This window comes from Bacillus sp. 5B6, assembly GCF_000259405.1.
Lineage (GTDB): Bacteria > Bacillota > Bacilli > Bacillales > Bacillaceae > Bacillus > Bacillus velezensis.
Genome location: NZ_AJST01000001.1, coordinates 1,526,637 through 1,542,416 on the forward strand (window position 1 = coordinate 1,526,637; position 15,780 = coordinate 1,542,416).

Sequence of the window (15,780 nt, forward strand, 5' to 3'; positions counted from 1 at the left end):
TAATGACGCTTTACTCTAAGAAAGACATTGTACAGCAGGCTAGGAACCTTGCGAAAATGATTTCTGAAACAGAAGAAGTTGATTTTTTCAAACGCGCCGAGGCGCAGATTAACGAAAATGAAAAAGTCTCTGCGATTATTAATCAGATTAAAACCCTGCAAAAGCAAGCCGTTAACCTGAAGCACTACGAAAAGCTTGAAGCACTGAAACAAGTGGAAAGTAAAATTGACGCCCTGCAGGAAGAGCTTGAAGGGATTCCGATCATTCAGGAATTCAGAGATTCCCAGATTGAGGTCAATGACCTTCTTCAGCTTGTCGCACATACGATCTCAAATCAGGTGACAAACGAAATCATTACATCTACCGGAGGCAACCTGCTGACGGGAGAAACCGGTTCAAAAGTAAAACATTCGAATAACAGCTGTTCTATTTAAACACGGGGCCTTCGTCGGCCCGTGTTTTTTTGCTGTTTGAGAACTAATTGTAATATGTACTAAATTTTCATCAGATCACCGTTTTGTCCCATTTTACTGGAAAGTTTTATCATACTTAAAAGTAAAGTTTCTGGGCAGGGCTGCATACAATGAAACAGAAACTTTGTATTTTTATATTTTTATTATAAAAATGCACATGAGACAAATGCCCAGCATAAGATAACACGAAGAAGAACAAGGAGGCCTGCCGGAATGTCTGAATACAGGGAAATTATTACGAAAGCGGTAGTTGCGAAAGGAAGAAAATTCACCCAATGCACCAACACGATCTCACCTGGAGAAAAACCGTCAAGTATATTGGGCGGCTGGATTATCAACCACAAGTACGATGCCGAAAAGATCGGGAAGACTGTAGAAATTGAAGGGTATTATGATATAAACGTCTGGTACTCTTACGCCGATAATACAAAAACGGAAGTTGTAACCGAGAGAGTAAAGTATGTCGATGTGATTAAACTCAGATACAGAGACACAAATTACTTAGATGACGAACACGAAGTCATTGCCAAAGTGCTGCAGCAGCCGAATTGTCTTGAAGTCACCATTTCTCCTAACGGAAATAAAATCGTGGTTCAGGCAGAGAGAGAATTTTTAGCAGAAGTGGTCGGTGAAACGAAAGTCGTCGTCGAAGTCAATCCTGACTGGGAAGAAGACGATGATGATGATTGGGAAGACGATCTTGATGAAGAATTAGAGGACATTAACCCTGAATTTTTAGTCGGAGATCCTGAAGAATAAGTTGAGGCTAGGGGAGTTTAACACCCCAAGTCTCTTTTTTATATATAAAGATATCACTCTTTTGTTTATGTTATAATGGGATTCGGATAAGAGAAGATACATAGTGAGGGATTAAATGATGGCTAGTTACACGCCTATGATACAGCAATACTTGAAGATAAAGGCAGAGCACCAAGATGCCTTTTTATTTTTTCGGCTTGGTGACTTTTATGAAATGTTTTTTGAAGATGCAAAAAAAGCGTCACAAGAGCTTGAAATTACACTGACAAGCAGAGACGGAGGTTCGGCTGATAAAATTCCGATGTGCGGCGTGCCGTATCATTCCGCCGCGGCTTATATTGAACAGCTGATTAAAAAGGGCTATAAAGTGGCGATCTGTGAACAGACGGAAGATCCGAAGGCGGCTAAAGGCGTTGTGAAAAGGGAAGTCGTCCAGCTGATCACACCGGGAACCGTGATGGATGGAAAAGGCATTCATGAATCGGAAAACAACTTTATCGCTTCCGTTTCCGAATTCCGTGACGGATACGGTCTCGCTTTATCAGACTTAACGACTGGAGAAAACCTGGCCGTATTTATTGAGCGGATTGAAGATGTCATGTCAGAAATTTACTCAGTCGGCGCAAAGGAAATTGTCGTATCGAGCAAGTTTAACGAACATACAGCTGCTCAGCTGAAAGAACGGTGCGGCGCAACGATTTCCATCGAAGACGGGGAAATAACAGAACGCATTGAAATCGCAAAGCACTTGCCGGGCGAAGAGCTGACAGAGACGTTTATGCGTTTATATACGTATTTGCAGAAAACGCAAAAACGGAGCCTGGATCACCTGCAGCCGGTTCAAGTATATGAATTGGAAGAAGCGATGAAAATTGACCTGTATTCAAAACGGAATCTTGAGCTGACGGAAACGATCCGTTCGAAAAGCAAAAAAGGGTCATTGCTCTGGCTTTTAGACGAGACGAAAACAGCGATGGGCGGCCGGCTTCTCAAACAATGGATTGACCGCCCGCTGATCAGGGCATCCCAAATCGAAGAACGCCAGGAAATGGTCGAGACGCTGATCAATCATCTGTTTGAGCGTGAAGATCTGCGAGAGCGTCTGAAGGAAGTATACGATTTAGAACGTCTGGCGGGCCGGGTCGCATTCGGAAACGTCAACGCAAGGGATTTAATCCAGCTGAAAGAATCTTTAAAACAAGTGCCGAGCATCAAAGAGCTTGTAGGGTCTCTTAACCATAAAAAAGCAAAAGAACGCGCCGGCTTGATTGATCCGTGCGGAGATTTGCTTGACCTGTTAGAAGAAGCCCTTCATGAAAACCCACCGTTATCGTTAAAAGAAGGCAATTTAATTAAAGACGGCTATCATCAGAAGCTCGATGAGTACCGTGACGCCAGCAAAAACGGTAAAGACTGGATTGCCAGACTGGAGCAGCAGGAACGCGCTTATACGGGCATCCGTTCATTAAAGGTCGGTTTCAATAAAGTGTTCGGCTATTATATTGAAGTCACAAAAGCAAATCTTCATCTGCTTGAAGACGGACGGTATGAGCGGAAGCAGACCCTCACAAACGCCGAACGGTACATTACGCCGGAATTGAAGGAAAAAGAAGCGCTTATTTTAGAAGCGGAAAACAACATCTGCGAGCTGGAATATGAGCTTTTTGCCGGACTGCGTGAAAAGGTGAAACAATTTATTCCGCGTCTGCAGCGTCTTGCCAAACAAATGAGTGAGCTGGACGCACTGCAATGCTTTGCTACGATCAGTGAAAACAGGCATTACACAAAGCCCGTCTTTTCTGATAATGAAGTAAAAGTCATTGAAGGGAGACACCCCGTCGTTGAAAAGGTGATGGACAGTCAAGAATACGTCCCGAACAACTGCCTGATGGGCGATTCGCGGGAAATGCTCCTGATTACGGGTCCGAATATGTCAGGTAAAAGCACGTACATGAGACAGATCGCACTTCTATCGATCATGGCCCAGATCGGCTGTTTTGTGCCCGCAAAAGAAGCGGTTCTGCCGATTTTTGATCAAATCTTCACGAGAATCGGGGCAGCGGATGATTTGATTTCCGGACAAAGCACCTTTATGGTGGAAATGCTGGAAGCCAAAAACGCGATTGTGAACGCCACAAAAGACAGCCTGATTCTGTTTGATGAAATCGGCCGCGGGACATCAACGTACGACGGAATGGCGCTGGCACAGGCGATTATTGAATATGTCCATGATCATATCGGCGCTAAAACACTGTTCAGCACGCATTATCATGAGCTGACGGTGCTTGAAGATAAGCTTCCTCAGCTGAAAAACGTTCATGTGCGCGCAGAGGAATATAACGGAACGGTCGTGTTTCTCCATCAAATCAAAGAAGGAGCCGCAGATAAAAGTTACGGCATTCATGTCGCCCAGCTTGCCGAGCTTCCGGACGATCTGATCAGCCGCGCGCAGGAGATTTTGAAACAGCTTGAGCAGACGGGAGATAAACCGGAGCTTCCGGCGGTATCTGAGAAAAAGTCCGCCGTCAGAGAAGAACCGGCACAGCTGTCCTTTTTTGCTGACGGTGAAAAAGAACAGAAGGCACCGGCTGTTTCTAATAAAGAAAAACAAGTGCTTGAAGCCTTTAAGTCAATCAATATTCTCGATATGACGCCGCTTGAAGCGATGAATGAAATGTACAAGCTGCAAAAAAAATTAAAATAGAAAGAGGTGACGGACTTGGCAAAAGTCATCCAGCTGTCAGATGAACTTTCAAATAAAATAGCGGCCGGCGAGGTGGTCGAACGGCCTGCCTCAGTCGTTAAAGAATTGGTGGAAAACGCCATCGACGCAAACAGCACAGTCATTGAAATCGACATAGAGGAAGCGGGGCTTTCGTCGATTCGGGTGCTCGATAACGGCGAAGGGATGGAAACCGATGATTGCAAGCGGGCTTTCCGCCGCCACGCGACCAGTAAAATCAAAGATGAAAACGACCTGTTCCGGGTGAGAACCCTCGGTTTCCGCGGAGAAGCTTTGCCAAGTATCGCGTCTGTTTCTCATCTGGAAATCAAAACGAGCATCGGCGAGGGAGCGGGCACCCATCTCATTCTTCAGGGCGGGAATATCATTTCTGAACAGAAATCCTCCAGCAGAAAAGGAACGGAGATTATCGTTACCAACCTGTTTTTCAATACACCCGCCAGATTGAAATATATGAAAACCGTGCATACGGAGCTCGGCAATATTACGGATGTTGTCAACCGGATCGCTCTTGCGCATCCGGAAGTATCCATCCGTCTCCGCCATCAGGGGAAAAATCTGCTGCAGACAAACGGTAACGGGGACGTGCGCCATGTGCTGGCCGCAATTTACGGGACGGCGGTTGCGAAAAAAATGATACCGCTCCATGTCAGCTCGCTTGATTTTGAAGTCAAGGGCTACATTGCGCTTCCGGAAATCACGCGTGCATCCAGAAACTACATGTCATCTGTCATTAACGGAAGATACATTAAGAATTTCCCGCTTGTAAAAGCGGTGCATGAGGGCTATCACACACTTCTGCCGATCGGCCGCCATCCGATTACGTTTATCGAAATTACGATGGACCCGATTTTGGTTGATGTCAATGTCCATCCGTCGAAGCTTGAAGTCCGCCTCAGCAAAGAGACGGAGCTGCATGAGCTGATCCGTGACGGGATAAAGGAAGTGTTTCAAAAGCAGCGGCTTATTCCGAGCGCCCAGCTCCCGAAAAAATCAGCGCCGGCACCGGCCAAAAACGAACAGCAATTTATGACATTCGAGGAAAGCGCGCCTGAGCGGAAACTTCCTGAAAAAACGCCGGAGCCGTCTTACTCACCAATGAAGCTGAGTTCGGTCGTAAAAGAGCCTGAGCCGGTAATAATAGAAGAAGAGATCCTCCCGAATGAAGCGGATCACGGAGTGCCGCCGGAGATCGGTATGCCCGAAACGGCAGCGCCTGTTTCCGATATTCCGGAACCGGAAGCTGTCTCTGAAGAAACACGTGAAGAAAGAGTTCCGGTGATGTATCCGATCGGCCAAATGCACGGGACATATATTTTAGCCCAAAACGAAAACGGCTTGTATATCATTGACCAGCATGCGGCCCAAGAACGGATTAAATACGAATATTTCCGGGAGAAAGTCGGGCAGGTCGAGCCTGAAGTGCAGGATATGATCGTGCCGCTCACCTTTCATTACGCGGCAAATGAAGCGCTGATCATTGACCAGCATCAGCATGAGCTTGAAAGCGTCGGAGTATTTTTAGAAGCATTCGGCACGAACAGCTACATCGTCCGCTGCCATCCGGCCTGGTTTCCAAAAGGGGAAGAAGCTGAACTGATTGAAGAAATCATTCAGCAGGTGCTTGACGCCAAACAGATCGATATTAAAAAACTGCGGGAGGAAGCGGCCATTATGATGAGCTGCAAAGGCTCAATCAAAGCGAACCGCCATTTGCGAAACGACGAAATCAAAGCGCTCTTGGACGACCTGCGCCGAACGACAGACCCGTTCACATGCCCGCACGGCCGGCCAATCATTATCCACCACAGTACGTATGAGATGGAGAAGATGTTTAAGCGTGTGATGTAATAACAACGTTTATGTGAGACTAAACCGTTATTTGCCCACAAGCAGCCTTACTAGTTTGAATGACCCAGCCGTTCAGAGATAACTTTTGAGTTTTTTAATTTCTGGCATAATTGTTGCATCGGTATGCCGTCAATCATGAAAATGATTTGTTTAACATCCAGCTGCTTTTCTGTCATATAAAAATTGTTTTTGGAGAGTATTTGGGGTTGGCGATGTAGTATCCTGTGTTTGGTGTAACCGTCTATATCGTCAATTGACTGCATTAATAGTGAAATAATTGGAGAAAACGGTTCCTGAAAAATCTCATGTTATTTGTGAAGAATTTAAATAAAATTGGAATTTGGCGGGTTATACTATCCGCAAGTTAGTCAAGGGGGACTAGTAATTAGCCCCCCTTACATTTAGTTCTTCCTGCGGTTTTTTCTATTTTTGATCAAACTGAAAACCACTAAGAGAACCACACCGATAGCAACAATATAAAATGAAATTTCTGCTGCTGCGGTATTAATATTCTTAAGAACAAGGATAAGCCCTATTAAAACTATAGGAATGATGTAAGTTAGAATTCTTATGGCTTTTGGGCTCGGTTCAGCATTACTTTTATCTTCCATAGTTACCCCCGATCTTAACACTTTAGAAAATAATCACTTTAAAGCTTAACACAGGATAAATTTGTTAAACACCAACAATAGCCCCGTTTAAATGAGAAGCCTAAGAGTTTTAGTAATCCACCAAGCGGCTGTTGGGTTGCCAGTTCTTTTAGAGCACCCGCATAGCACGCATCTTCAACTGCACCAGTAAAATTGTCGATCGTATTAAGAATTATTTCAAAACGCCGATTCCGCCCATAGCGGCTTTAACTTTAGCAGGTATTGCATCCCAATCTGCTCTTAGTGCTTTTGCATCCCAGGGCAATTTACCTTGAGCGGTAAACTCCGACCCATATAACATAGTCTATTTGTCTAATGTTTAATATTTACTTTTTACACTTAATGATTTTATGTTAGTTTTGTTTTTGCACAGTAAAAAGCTGAGCGGCGCTTTCGTGAATTGTTGCAGCTAGGGCTGATTTGAAAAGAGTGTAAATCACGCCGTACTTTTCTAAGTTCAATTATGTTAATGTCAACATAACGTTGAATTCGGTGTAAGAACTAAGGTATTCTGATATATTTCGAGAGCCCGTATGGTTTCGTTTATCTTGAAGAAAAGGATTAAAATAATAATCTTGATTGCGGATCATTTCTAAAAACTGATTATCCCCTTCGGCAATTGCTTTTCAAAACAAAAGCTCAATTTGTTTTCTTTTTATCTGAAACCCATATTCATCCTTCATTTTCTGAATAAAATTCCCTAAAGAATTCATCTAAATTAATATTCTAATTTCCTTATATATCAGCATAGCAATTTGTAAAAAAGGTCCAGACTGGTGCTTTTGGCGGGAGCAGAAAGTTTTTTTAACTTTACCGGAAAATCCATGGAAAAACGTGGTGTCATCTGGTAAAGTGGTTACAGTCGGCTGGGCGGCGGCAGCAGTCTGCCCGGATCTTTTAAATGGGAATGGTGACAATGGATCATACATATGAAGTGCATCAAATCAAAACTTATCACCAGATGTGGTCCAACTATTGTTATATTATCGCAGACCGCTCAAAAAAATCTGCGATAGCGGTGGACCCGTCCTGGGAAATCGATAAAGTAACCGATAAACTGCATGAATTGGATGTTGATTTATCAGCTATTTTATTAACACATTCGCATTATGACCATGTAAACTTGGCGGAGCCGCTTCAGCAAATCTATCATTCTGATATATACATGTCGTCGGCGGAAATCGATTTCTATCAATTCCGGTGCAGAAACTTAATAGCGCTTGAAGACGGCCAAACCTTTGCGGCCGGAGGGTTTATCATCAGAAGTATATTGACCCCGGGACATACGGCCGGGGGAATGTGCTATTTGCTATCTGATCATCTTTTTACCGGTGACACCGTGTTTACAGAAGGGTGCGGTATATGTGAGGACAGGGGCAGCTCAGCTGAAGATATGTTTCACAGTATACAGAGGATCAAAGCCTCCATTCCCTCGCATGTGCGTGTGTATCCGGGGCACTCCTTCGGGGAGAAGCCGGGTCAAAAAATGGAGAGTCTTTTGAAAAACAATATTTACTTTCAGATTGAAAAAAAAGAACATTTTGTGAATTTCCGCAACAGAAAAAATCAAAAAGGGCTGTTTCATTTTAAGTAATGTGTAATTTAGTTCTATCTAACTAGCTTTTCTTTTGAGGCAAGGAACTTCTGAAATGGAATGGAAGTTATTACTAGATTTCTGGTGATGAATGGCTGAGTAACGGGAGTTTGCGGAAGAGAACGCCGGGCAGGCCGGATGGGACATTCTGCTTACGCCTGTTCCGAAAGCCCTGAGTCCGCCTTCCGACAGGGAAAAATAGGTATTATTCAGGAGTTCGCATAGGATAAATTAACTTGACATGGTATTTTTGTGAAGTTACTATCAACTTGAACATGCTTCTTATCTGAATCCGAGAAAGGATGGCTGAGAAAATGATCACATACTTATTCCCCGGACAAGGTTCTCAAAAGCAGGGAATGGGGAGCTCATTGTTTGATGAATTTAAAGACTTAACGGAGCAGGCTGATGAAACACTCGGATATTCTATGAAACGGCTTTGTCTTGAGAATCCGTATTCCAACCTTCACAAGACGCAGTTCACCCAGCCTGCTTTATATGTTGTAAACGCGTTAAGCTATTTGAAAAAAATCCAAGACAATGACATAAAGCCGGATTATGTGGCCGGCCACAGTTTGGGAGAATATAATGCGCTGTTTGCAGCAGGTGCTTTTGATTTTATTACCGGTCTGCAGCTTGTCCGTAAAAGAGGCGAATTAATGAGTATGGCCACTGACGGAAAAATGGCCGCTGTTATGGGGTTAACTGCAGCTCAAGTGTCAGACGCCCTTCAAACGCACGGATTACATACGATTGATATTGCCAATATGAATTCTCCTCACCAAGTTGTCATATCCGGACGCAAAGAAGACATTGAAAGAGCCAAAAGCGTATTCGAAGGATTAAAAGACGTTACGATGTTTCATCCGTTAAACGTAAGCGGCGCTTTTCACTCGAGATATATGAGTGAAGCAAAACAAGAGTTCGAAAAATTTTTACAGTCATTTCATTTTTCTGCTATATCAATTCCTGTCATTTCTAATGTGCATGCCAGACCTTATGAGCAAGACGGAATCCACTCCGTTCTGGCCGATCAGATCGACCATTCAGTGCGATGGAACGACAGCATCCGCTATCTGCTGGACAAAGGGCGGATGGAATTTGAAGAAGTCGGCCCGGGCCAGGTGCTGACAGGACTTATTCACCGCATCAAAAAAGAAACTGAAGCTTCACCCGCCATGTAGCGGAACGCAAGACAAAATTCTTATCTCACACAATAGTGCCCAGCCATACAACATCACGACCACTTCACCTGCACACGACATCACGAAACACTCACAAATCAATATTTTGAAAAAATAAAGAGCAAAAAGGAGAACAGATGAACCAGCCAATTGTTTTCATGTTTTCTGGACAGGGTTCCCAATACTATCAAATGGGGAAAGAGCTGTTTGCACATAACGCCGCTTTTCGGCAGAAAATGCTTGACTTGGACGATTTTGCAGTCAACCGTTTCGGTTACTCTGTCCTAAAAGAGATGTATCATACAGGCAATCGTCTGTCTGATCCATTTGACCGCCTTCTTTTCAGCCATCCTGCCATTTTTATGGCTGAGTACGCACTTGCATATACTTTGGAGCAAAGAGGCATACGTCCCGATTATGTGATCGGAGCAAGCCTCGGAGAGTATGCAGCGGCCGCTGTGTCGGGCGTGCTGAGCGCCGAGGATGCTTTAGATTGCGTGCTGGAACAGGCCCGAATCGTTACGGAAACTTGCCGTAACGGCAGCATGCTTGCGATACTGGGTGATCCGGCTTTATATCAAGATGATCCGCTGCTCGGCGAACATAGTGAATTGGCATCTGTAAACTATCATTCTCACTTTGTCATCTCAGGAGAGCGGGAACATATCAAAAAGATCATGGACGATCTGAGAGAAAAGCAGATTCCTCATCAGCTATTGCCGGTATCTTACGGGTTTCACTCAGCGCTGGTTGATCAGGCGGAACAGCCGTACAAGCGCTTTTTAGCTCAGAAATCAATCCGGACTCCGTTTATACCGTACATCTCCAGTGCGACCGGAGAGGCTGAGACCGATATACAAGCGGACTTTTTCTGGGATATCGTAAGAAAGCCGATTCGATTCCGCGAAGCGCTTCAATTCGCAGACAGCCGCCAAAAAGGATTGTATATTGATGCCGGGCCTTCCGGAACATTGGCCGCATTTGCCAAACAGATTCTTCCTGCAGGATCGGCTGAACGCATCCGTGCCATTATGACGCCGTTTCATAAAGAACAAACACATTTGCAGCAAATAGAAGACAGCATTTTATCACCGCCCGGAAGGAGACTGTAAGATGATCAGCTTTGTTTTTCCAGGCCAAGGCTCGCAAAAAGTAGGGATGGGGGAGAACCTGTTCGGCCGCTATCCTGAATTAACCGCAAAGGCCGATCACATTCTCGGATATTCCATTCAGGAGCTGTGCCGGGACGGAGAACGTCTCAATCAGACTCAATTCACTCAGCCGGCGCTCTATGTCGTCAATGCCCTCAGTTATTTGAAAAAAACAGAAGAGACCGGCTTGAAACCGGATTTTACCGCCGGACACAGTTTGGGCGAATATAACGCGTTATACGCTTCGGGCGCCTTTGATTTTGAAGAAGGCTTACAGCTGGTCAAAAAAAGGGGCGAACTGATGAGCCGCGCAAAAGGAGGCGGCATGGCAGCGGTGATCGGCCTGACCCATGAGCAGGTGACGGATGTTTTAAGAGAAAATCACTTGGATATGATTGATATCGCCAACATGAACACACCGCAGCAAATTGTCATTTCCGGATATAAAGAAGATATTGAAAAAGCCGCATCCGTTTTTGAAGCCGTAAACGGCGTAAAAATGGTTCACCGCTTAAATGTCAGCGGCGCCTTTCATTCCAGATACATGCTGGAAGCGAAGGAAGAGTTTTCACGCTTTATTGAATCTTTCCGTTTTAAGCCGCTGTCCATCCCGGTCATTTCAAATGTGACGGCAAGACCCTATGAGCAGAGAGAGCTGAAAGAGACACTCACCGGACAAATAACGGGATCTGTGAACTGGACAGACAGCATCCGTTTCTTAATGGGAAGAAAGAACATGAGCTTTGAGGAAATCGGTCCCGGAAAAGTGCTGACGGGGCTGATTCAAAGAATTACGGCTGAAGCGGAGCCGATAACAGATGAAATCAAAGTCCCGGCCGAGGCTGGAAAAAGCTCAATTACGGCGGCGTCTTTAGGGAATGAAGAGTTTAAGCGCGATTATCAATTGAAATACGCCTACTTGGCTGGCGGCATGTACCGCGGAATTTCTTCGAAGGAAATGGTCGTCAAACTGGCCGAAAAAGGAATGATGGGCTTTTTCGGAACGGGCGGTTTGAACATCGCGCACGTTGAGGACGCTATTTTGTCAATTCAGCATGAGCTTCGTGACGGCGGTTCCTTCGGCATAAATGTTGTACATAATATGAAGCATACAGATTCAGAAGAAAAAATGATTGATCTTTTATTGAAGCATGGGATTCAGAACTTGGAAGCATCAGCGTTTTTAACGGTTACTCCCGCTTTAGTAAGGTTTCGCGCTAAGGGGTTAAAACGCGGTGCCGGCGGACAAATAATAGCCCGTCAGCGGATTATCGCCAAGCTGTCCCGTCCGGAAGTAGCGGAAGCGTTTCTCAGCCCGGCGCCTGATCACATTCTGCAGAAACTTGCAGCCGAAAACAAAATTACCGCAGAAGAAGCAAGTCTGATGAGAGAAATACCTGTTGCGCATGACATCTGCGTAGAGGCTGATTCAGGCGGCCACACTGACGGCGGGGTTGCTTATAGTCTCATGCCGGCGATCATCCGTTTACGAGATGACATGATGAAAAAATACCGATACGGCAAAACCGTCCGCATCGGAGCCGCAGGGGGAATCGGAACGCCCGAGGCTGCCATGGCCGCATTTATGCTCGGCGCTGATTTTATTGTGACCGGATCTATTAACCAATGCACCGTTGAAGCAGCGACGAGCGGCCTCGTAAAGGACCTCCTGCAGCAGATGAATGTACAGGACACGGCCTACGCGCCGGCCGGCGATATGTTTGAATCAGGCAGCAAGGTGCAGGTATTAAAGAAAGGGCTGTTCTTTCCGACCCGCGCCTCTAAGCTGCATGAACTGTATCAGCGTCACCGCTCAATTGAAGAAATTGATGAAAAGACACTCAGACAAATAGAAGAGAAGTATTTTAAGGCAAGTGTAAGCAGTATTTATGACAAAGTGAAGGCTCATTATTCGAATGAAGACATTTCAAAAGCCGAACAGAATCCGAAACAGAAAATGGCGCTCATATTCAAATGGTATTTCAGGCAAAGTTCTGCTTCGGCGATTAAAGGAGACCCGGATGCCAAGGTAGACTTCCAGATTCATTGCGGCCCGGCATTAGGCGCCTTCAATCAATGGGTGAAAGGTACGGAGCTGGAGTCCTGGAAAAACCGCCATGCCGATGGTATCGGCCTGCGGCTTATGGAAGAGACGGCCTCGCTTTTGAATCAGAAGTTAGGTTCATTTTTGCAAACGTGTTGACAAGACGAAATGATAGATTGAAAACATGGAATATTCATAAAAGATGAAACAGGGAGGAACTGACAATGAGTAAAGAAAGAATCTTTGAATTGCTGCAGAACACAATCTACGAGGTTTTGCCTGATTTAGAAGGCGAACAGCTTTCACCGGAAGACCGTTTAGTTGATCTGGGGGCGGATTCAGTGGACCGCGCCGAAATTATCACGATGATGCTTGAAGAATTATCACTGCAGATCCCGCGTGTTGAGCTGACGGGAGTGTCAAACATCGGCGAATTGGCGGAAAAGCTTTATGAAAAGGTACAGGCTGTCTGATAAAGCGGTGAAACAATCGGAAACTCAAAATTCATATTGGAGGCGAAGTTCATGGCGGCTGCCGGAATAGAAGCGATAAATGTGTTTGGCGGGACAGCATACCTTGATGTCATGCAGCTGGCGGAGTACAGAAACTTAGACCCTGCCAGATTTGAGAATTTACTGATGAAAGAAAAAGCGGTGGCGCTTCCGTACGAAGACCCCGTTACATTCGGCGTTAACGCGGCAAAGCCGATTATCGACCGATTGACAGAGGCTGAAAAAGACAGAATCGAGCTGCTGATTACCTGCTCGGAGTCCGGCATCGACTTCGGAAAATCACTCAGTACATATATTCATGATCACTTAGGCCTCAACCGGAACTGCCGTTTATTTGAACTGAAGCAAGCCTGTTATTCAGGAACGGCGGGCTTGCAGATGGCGCTTAATTTTATTTTGTCGCAGACATCCCCCGGAGCGAAGGCGCTTGTCGTCGCGACGGATATTTCCCGGTTTTTAATTGCCGAAGGCGGCGATGCGTTAAGCGAGGATTGGTCTTACGCAGAACCGAGCGCCGGAGCGGGTGCCGTCGCCTTATTGATCGGTGAAAATCCCATTGTATTTCAGGCGGATGCGGGCGCCAACGGCTATTACGGCTATGAGGTAATGGATACATGCCGTCCGATCCCGGACAGTGAAGCCGGTGACGCCGACTTGTCATTGATGTCTTATCTCGATTGCTGTGAACAGACATTTCGCGAGTACAAAAACCGTGTGCCGGGCGCTGACTACAAAGAGACGTTTCACTATCTTGCCTTCCATACACCGTTTGGCGGCATGGTCAAAGGAGCCCACCGGACGATGATGCGCAAGCTTGCAAAAGCGAAAAACGCTGAAATCGAACAGGATTTTCAAGCCAGAGTAGAGCCGGGGCTCCGCTACTGCCAAAGAGTCGGAAACATTATGGGAGCAGCCTCTTTACTGGCTCTTGCAAGCACGATTGACCAAGGGGCATTCGGCACTTCTAAGCGGATCGGCTGTTTCTCCTACGGCTCCGGGTGCTGTTCAGAATTTTACAGCGGCGTTGTGACGCCTGAAGGACAAACGCGGCAGCATTCTTTCAAAATAGAAGAGCACTTGAACAACAGATACAGGCTGTCCATGGAAGAATATGAAGAACTGTTTAAAGGCAGCGGTTTGGTGAAGTTTGGAACCCGGAATGTCAAATTGGATGTGAATATGATTCCGAACATTTTAGACCATCATACCGGAAGCCCTCGTTTGTATTTGGAAGAAATCACGGAATTTCATCGGAAATACAGGTGGATCCCGTGACCTATGAAACGATAAACGTCCGTTTTCAGCAAAATGTCTGCTTCATCACCTTTGATCGGCCTGAAGCCAACAATACGATTAATGAGTGTTTAGTGGAGGAATGCCTGCACGTTCTTTCTGAATGTGAAGACTCCGTGACCTCCGTAGTGCTTGAAGGGCAGCCGGAGGTATTTTGTTTCGGGGCGGATTTTGATGAGATGTACCGGAAAATGAGGCAGGGAATGCAGCATGCGGAATCGCAGGAGCCGCTTTACCGTTTGTGGCTGGCATTAAAATCCGGGCCGTACATCACAATCGCCCGCGTCCGCGGAAAAGTAAATGCGGGAGGTGTCGGTTTTGCCGCCGCCTGCGATATCGTCATTGCAGAGGAGAGTGCTTCGTTCAGTTTATCTGAACTGTTATTCGGACTTTATCCAGCCTGCGTTCTGCCGTTTTTAATTCAAAGAATCGGATTTCAAAAGGCGCATTATATGACGATCATGACAAAGCCCGTGCCGGCACGCCAGGCGCTTGAATGGGGACTTTGTGACGTATGCGTCCCGGACTCAGCAACAGAGTTGAGAAAGCATTTGCTGCGCCTCCGCCCGCTGTCGAAAAAAGCAGTCGTCCGCTATAAAAAATACATGGATTCCTTAAACGACCTTGTTCATCGTTCGAAATCCATTGCTCTAGCCGAAAATCAAGCGATGTTTTCAGATCCGGATAACCAATCAGCCATCACCCGTTATGCAGAAACGGGGCGGCTTCCTTGGGAAACGGAGAACAGTTAGGAGGATATCATGCCGAACGCCGCAGTTGAACTGCTCGAAATTGAACCGGATATTATCCAAGTGACAATGCAGGATAAAGCCCATAAAAACGCCTTCTCCAAAGAACTGACGGATGGATTGATGGAAGCATTCACCCGTATAAAAAAATCGTCAGTCTATAAAGCTGTGATCTTAACAGGATACGGCCATTACTTTGCTTCCGGAGGCACACAGGAAGGCCTGCTCAGGATTCAGCAGGGCATCACGAAGTTTACGGAAGACCGCATGTACTCTTTGGCGCTGGAATGTGATATCCCCGTCATTTCCGCCATGCAGGGCCACGGAATCGGAGGCGGGTTTGTCATGGGGCTTTTCAGTGATTTTGTCATTTTAAGCAAAGAAAGCGTGTATACCGCAAACTTTATGAAATACGGTTTCACCCCCGGAATGGGCGCTACCTTTATCGTTCCGGAGAAGCTTGGGGCAAGCCTCGGCCATGAAATGCTGTTAAACGGCGGCCACTACCGCGGCGGTGACCTGGAGAAAAGAGGAGTGCCTTTTCCGGTGCTTCCTCGGCAGGAAGTATTAGACTATGCGCAGGAATTGGCCCGTGAGCTTGCGGAAAAACCGAGAAACTCTTTAATTACATTGAAAAGGCACTTGGTGACGCCGTTTCGCGAGCAGCTTCCGGCCGTCATTGAGAAGGAGTTAATCATGCACGATGAGACGTTTCATGATGATGAAGTGAAAAAACGAATCACGACGATGTACGGAGTATAAGACATACATCTTACA

Annotated in this window: 13 protein-coding genes; 12 read left to right on the top strand and 1 reads right to left on the bottom strand. The window is 45.9% G+C overall.

The annotated features are described in order from the left end of the window. Positions 1-2: 2 nt before the first annotated feature. From MY7_RS07425 to mutL, 4 genes are all read left to right on the top strand, one after another. Positions 3-434: a RicAFT regulatory complex protein RicA family protein gene (locus MY7_RS07425; protein WP_003154113.1), complete on the top strand. Its 432-nt coding sequence runs from the start codon at positions 3-5 to the stop codon at positions 432-434. Between the two features lie 252 nt (positions 435-686). Beyond that, positions 687-1,232 carry an outer spore coat protein CotE gene (cotE, locus tag MY7_RS07430; protein WP_003154111.1) on the top strand — a complete coding sequence of 182 codons (546 nt, stop codon included), beginning with the start codon at positions 687-689 and terminating at the stop codon, positions 1,230-1,232. Between the two features lie 118 nt (positions 1,233-1,350). Next, entirely contained in the window at positions 1,351-3,936 is a 2,586-nt protein-coding gene (gene mutS / locus MY7_RS07435) for a DNA mismatch repair protein MutS (protein ID WP_007409829.1), read from the top strand. Between the two features lie 15 nt (positions 3,937-3,951). Then, entirely contained in the window at positions 3,952-5,826 is a 1,875-nt protein-coding gene (gene mutL / locus MY7_RS07440; RefSeq protein ID WP_029325913.1) for a DNA mismatch repair endonuclease MutL, read from the top strand. Between the two features lie 401 nt (positions 5,827-6,227). Here the strand turns inward: mutL and MY7_RS07445 are convergent, their stop codons facing one another. Then, entirely contained in the window at positions 6,228-6,437 is a 210-nt protein-coding gene (locus tag MY7_RS07445) for a hypothetical protein (protein ID WP_007611548.1), read from the bottom strand. A 955-nt stretch (positions 6,438-7,392) separates the two neighbouring features. On the opposite strand from MY7_RS07445, the gene MY7_RS07450 reads away from it, so the two are divergent. The 8 genes from MY7_RS07450 to MY7_RS07485 all read left to right on the top strand — a co-directional run bounded on the left by MY7_RS07450 (position 7,393) and on the right by MY7_RS07485 (position 15,765). Then, entirely contained in the window at positions 7,393-8,070 is a 678-nt protein-coding gene (locus MY7_RS07450) for an MBL fold metallo-hydrolase (protein WP_029325914.1), read from the top strand. A gap of 314 nt (positions 8,071-8,384) precedes the next feature. Next, positions 8,385-9,254, top strand: coding sequence for an ACP S-malonyltransferase (fabD, locus tag MY7_RS07455; RefSeq protein WP_029325915.1), 870 nt, complete (start codon positions 8,385-8,387; stop codon positions 9,252-9,254). Positions 9,255-9,391: 137 nt separating this feature from the next. Next, positions 9,392-10,366, top strand: coding sequence for an acyltransferase domain-containing protein (locus tag MY7_RS07460; protein ID WP_007611555.1), 975 nt, complete (start codon positions 9,392-9,394; stop codon positions 10,364-10,366). Position 10,367: 1 nt separating this feature from the next. Further along, positions 10,368-12,608, top strand: coding sequence for an ACP S-malonyltransferase (fabD, locus tag MY7_RS07465; RefSeq protein ID WP_007611559.1), 2,241 nt, complete (start codon positions 10,368-10,370; stop codon positions 12,606-12,608). A 65-nt stretch (positions 12,609-12,673) separates the two neighbouring features. Then, complete coding sequence (locus MY7_RS07470; protein ID WP_007611561.1) at positions 12,674-12,922, top strand: acyl carrier protein; 249 nt, start codon at positions 12,674-12,676, stop codon at positions 12,920-12,922. 51 nt (positions 12,923-12,973) lie between these two features. Beyond that, on the top strand, positions 12,974-14,236 hold the full coding sequence (locus MY7_RS07475) for a hydroxymethylglutaryl-CoA synthase family protein (RefSeq protein WP_007611563.1): 1,263 nt from the start codon (positions 12,974-12,976) through the stop codon (positions 14,234-14,236). Continuing rightward, a complete protein-coding gene (locus tag MY7_RS07480; RefSeq protein ID WP_007611565.1) occupies positions 14,233-15,006 on the top strand; it encodes an enoyl-CoA hydratase/isomerase in 774 nt (257 codons plus the stop codon). The genes MY7_RS07475 and MY7_RS07480 overlap by 4 nt, the downstream gene beginning before the upstream one ends. A gap of 9 nt (positions 15,007-15,015) precedes the next feature. After that, entirely contained in the window at positions 15,016-15,765 is a 750-nt protein-coding gene (locus tag MY7_RS07485; protein WP_003154094.1) for a polyketide synthase, read from the top strand. The last annotated feature ends 15 nt before the right edge of the window (positions 15,766-15,780 follow it).

Coding starts and splice junctions, on each gene's coding strand:
- fabD (WP_007611559.1), top strand. CDS start 10,368: ATGATCAGCTTTGTTTTTCCAGGCCAAGGCTCGCAAAAAGTAGGGATG.
- fabD (WP_029325915.1), top strand. CDS start 8,385: ATGATCACATACTTATTCCCCGGACAAGGTTCTCAAAAGCAGGGAATG.
- MY7_RS07485 (WP_003154094.1), top strand. CDS start 15,016: ATGCCGAACGCCGCAGTTGAACTGCTCGAAATTGAACCGGATATTATC.
- MY7_RS07450 (WP_029325914.1), top strand. CDS start 7,393: ATGGATCATACATATGAAGTGCATCAAATCAAAACTTATCACCAGATG.
- MY7_RS07460 (WP_007611555.1), top strand. CDS start 9,392: ATGAACCAGCCAATTGTTTTCATGTTTTCTGGACAGGGTTCCCAATAC.
- MY7_RS07445 (WP_007611548.1), bottom strand. CDS start 6,437: ATGGAAGATAAAAGTAATGCTGAACCGAGCCCAAAAGCCATAAGAATT.
- MY7_RS07470 (WP_007611561.1), top strand. CDS start 12,674: ATGAGTAAAGAAAGAATCTTTGAATTGCTGCAGAACACAATCTACGAG.
- MY7_RS07475 (WP_007611563.1), top strand. CDS start 12,974: ATGGCGGCTGCCGGAATAGAAGCGATAAATGTGTTTGGCGGGACAGCA.
- cotE (WP_003154111.1), top strand. CDS start 687: ATGTCTGAATACAGGGAAATTATTACGAAAGCGGTAGTTGCGAAAGGA.
- MY7_RS07425 (WP_003154113.1), top strand. CDS start 3: ATGACGCTTTACTCTAAGAAAGACATTGTACAGCAGGCTAGGAACCTT.
- mutS (WP_007409829.1), top strand. CDS start 1,351: ATGGCTAGTTACACGCCTATGATACAGCAATACTTGAAGATAAAGGCA.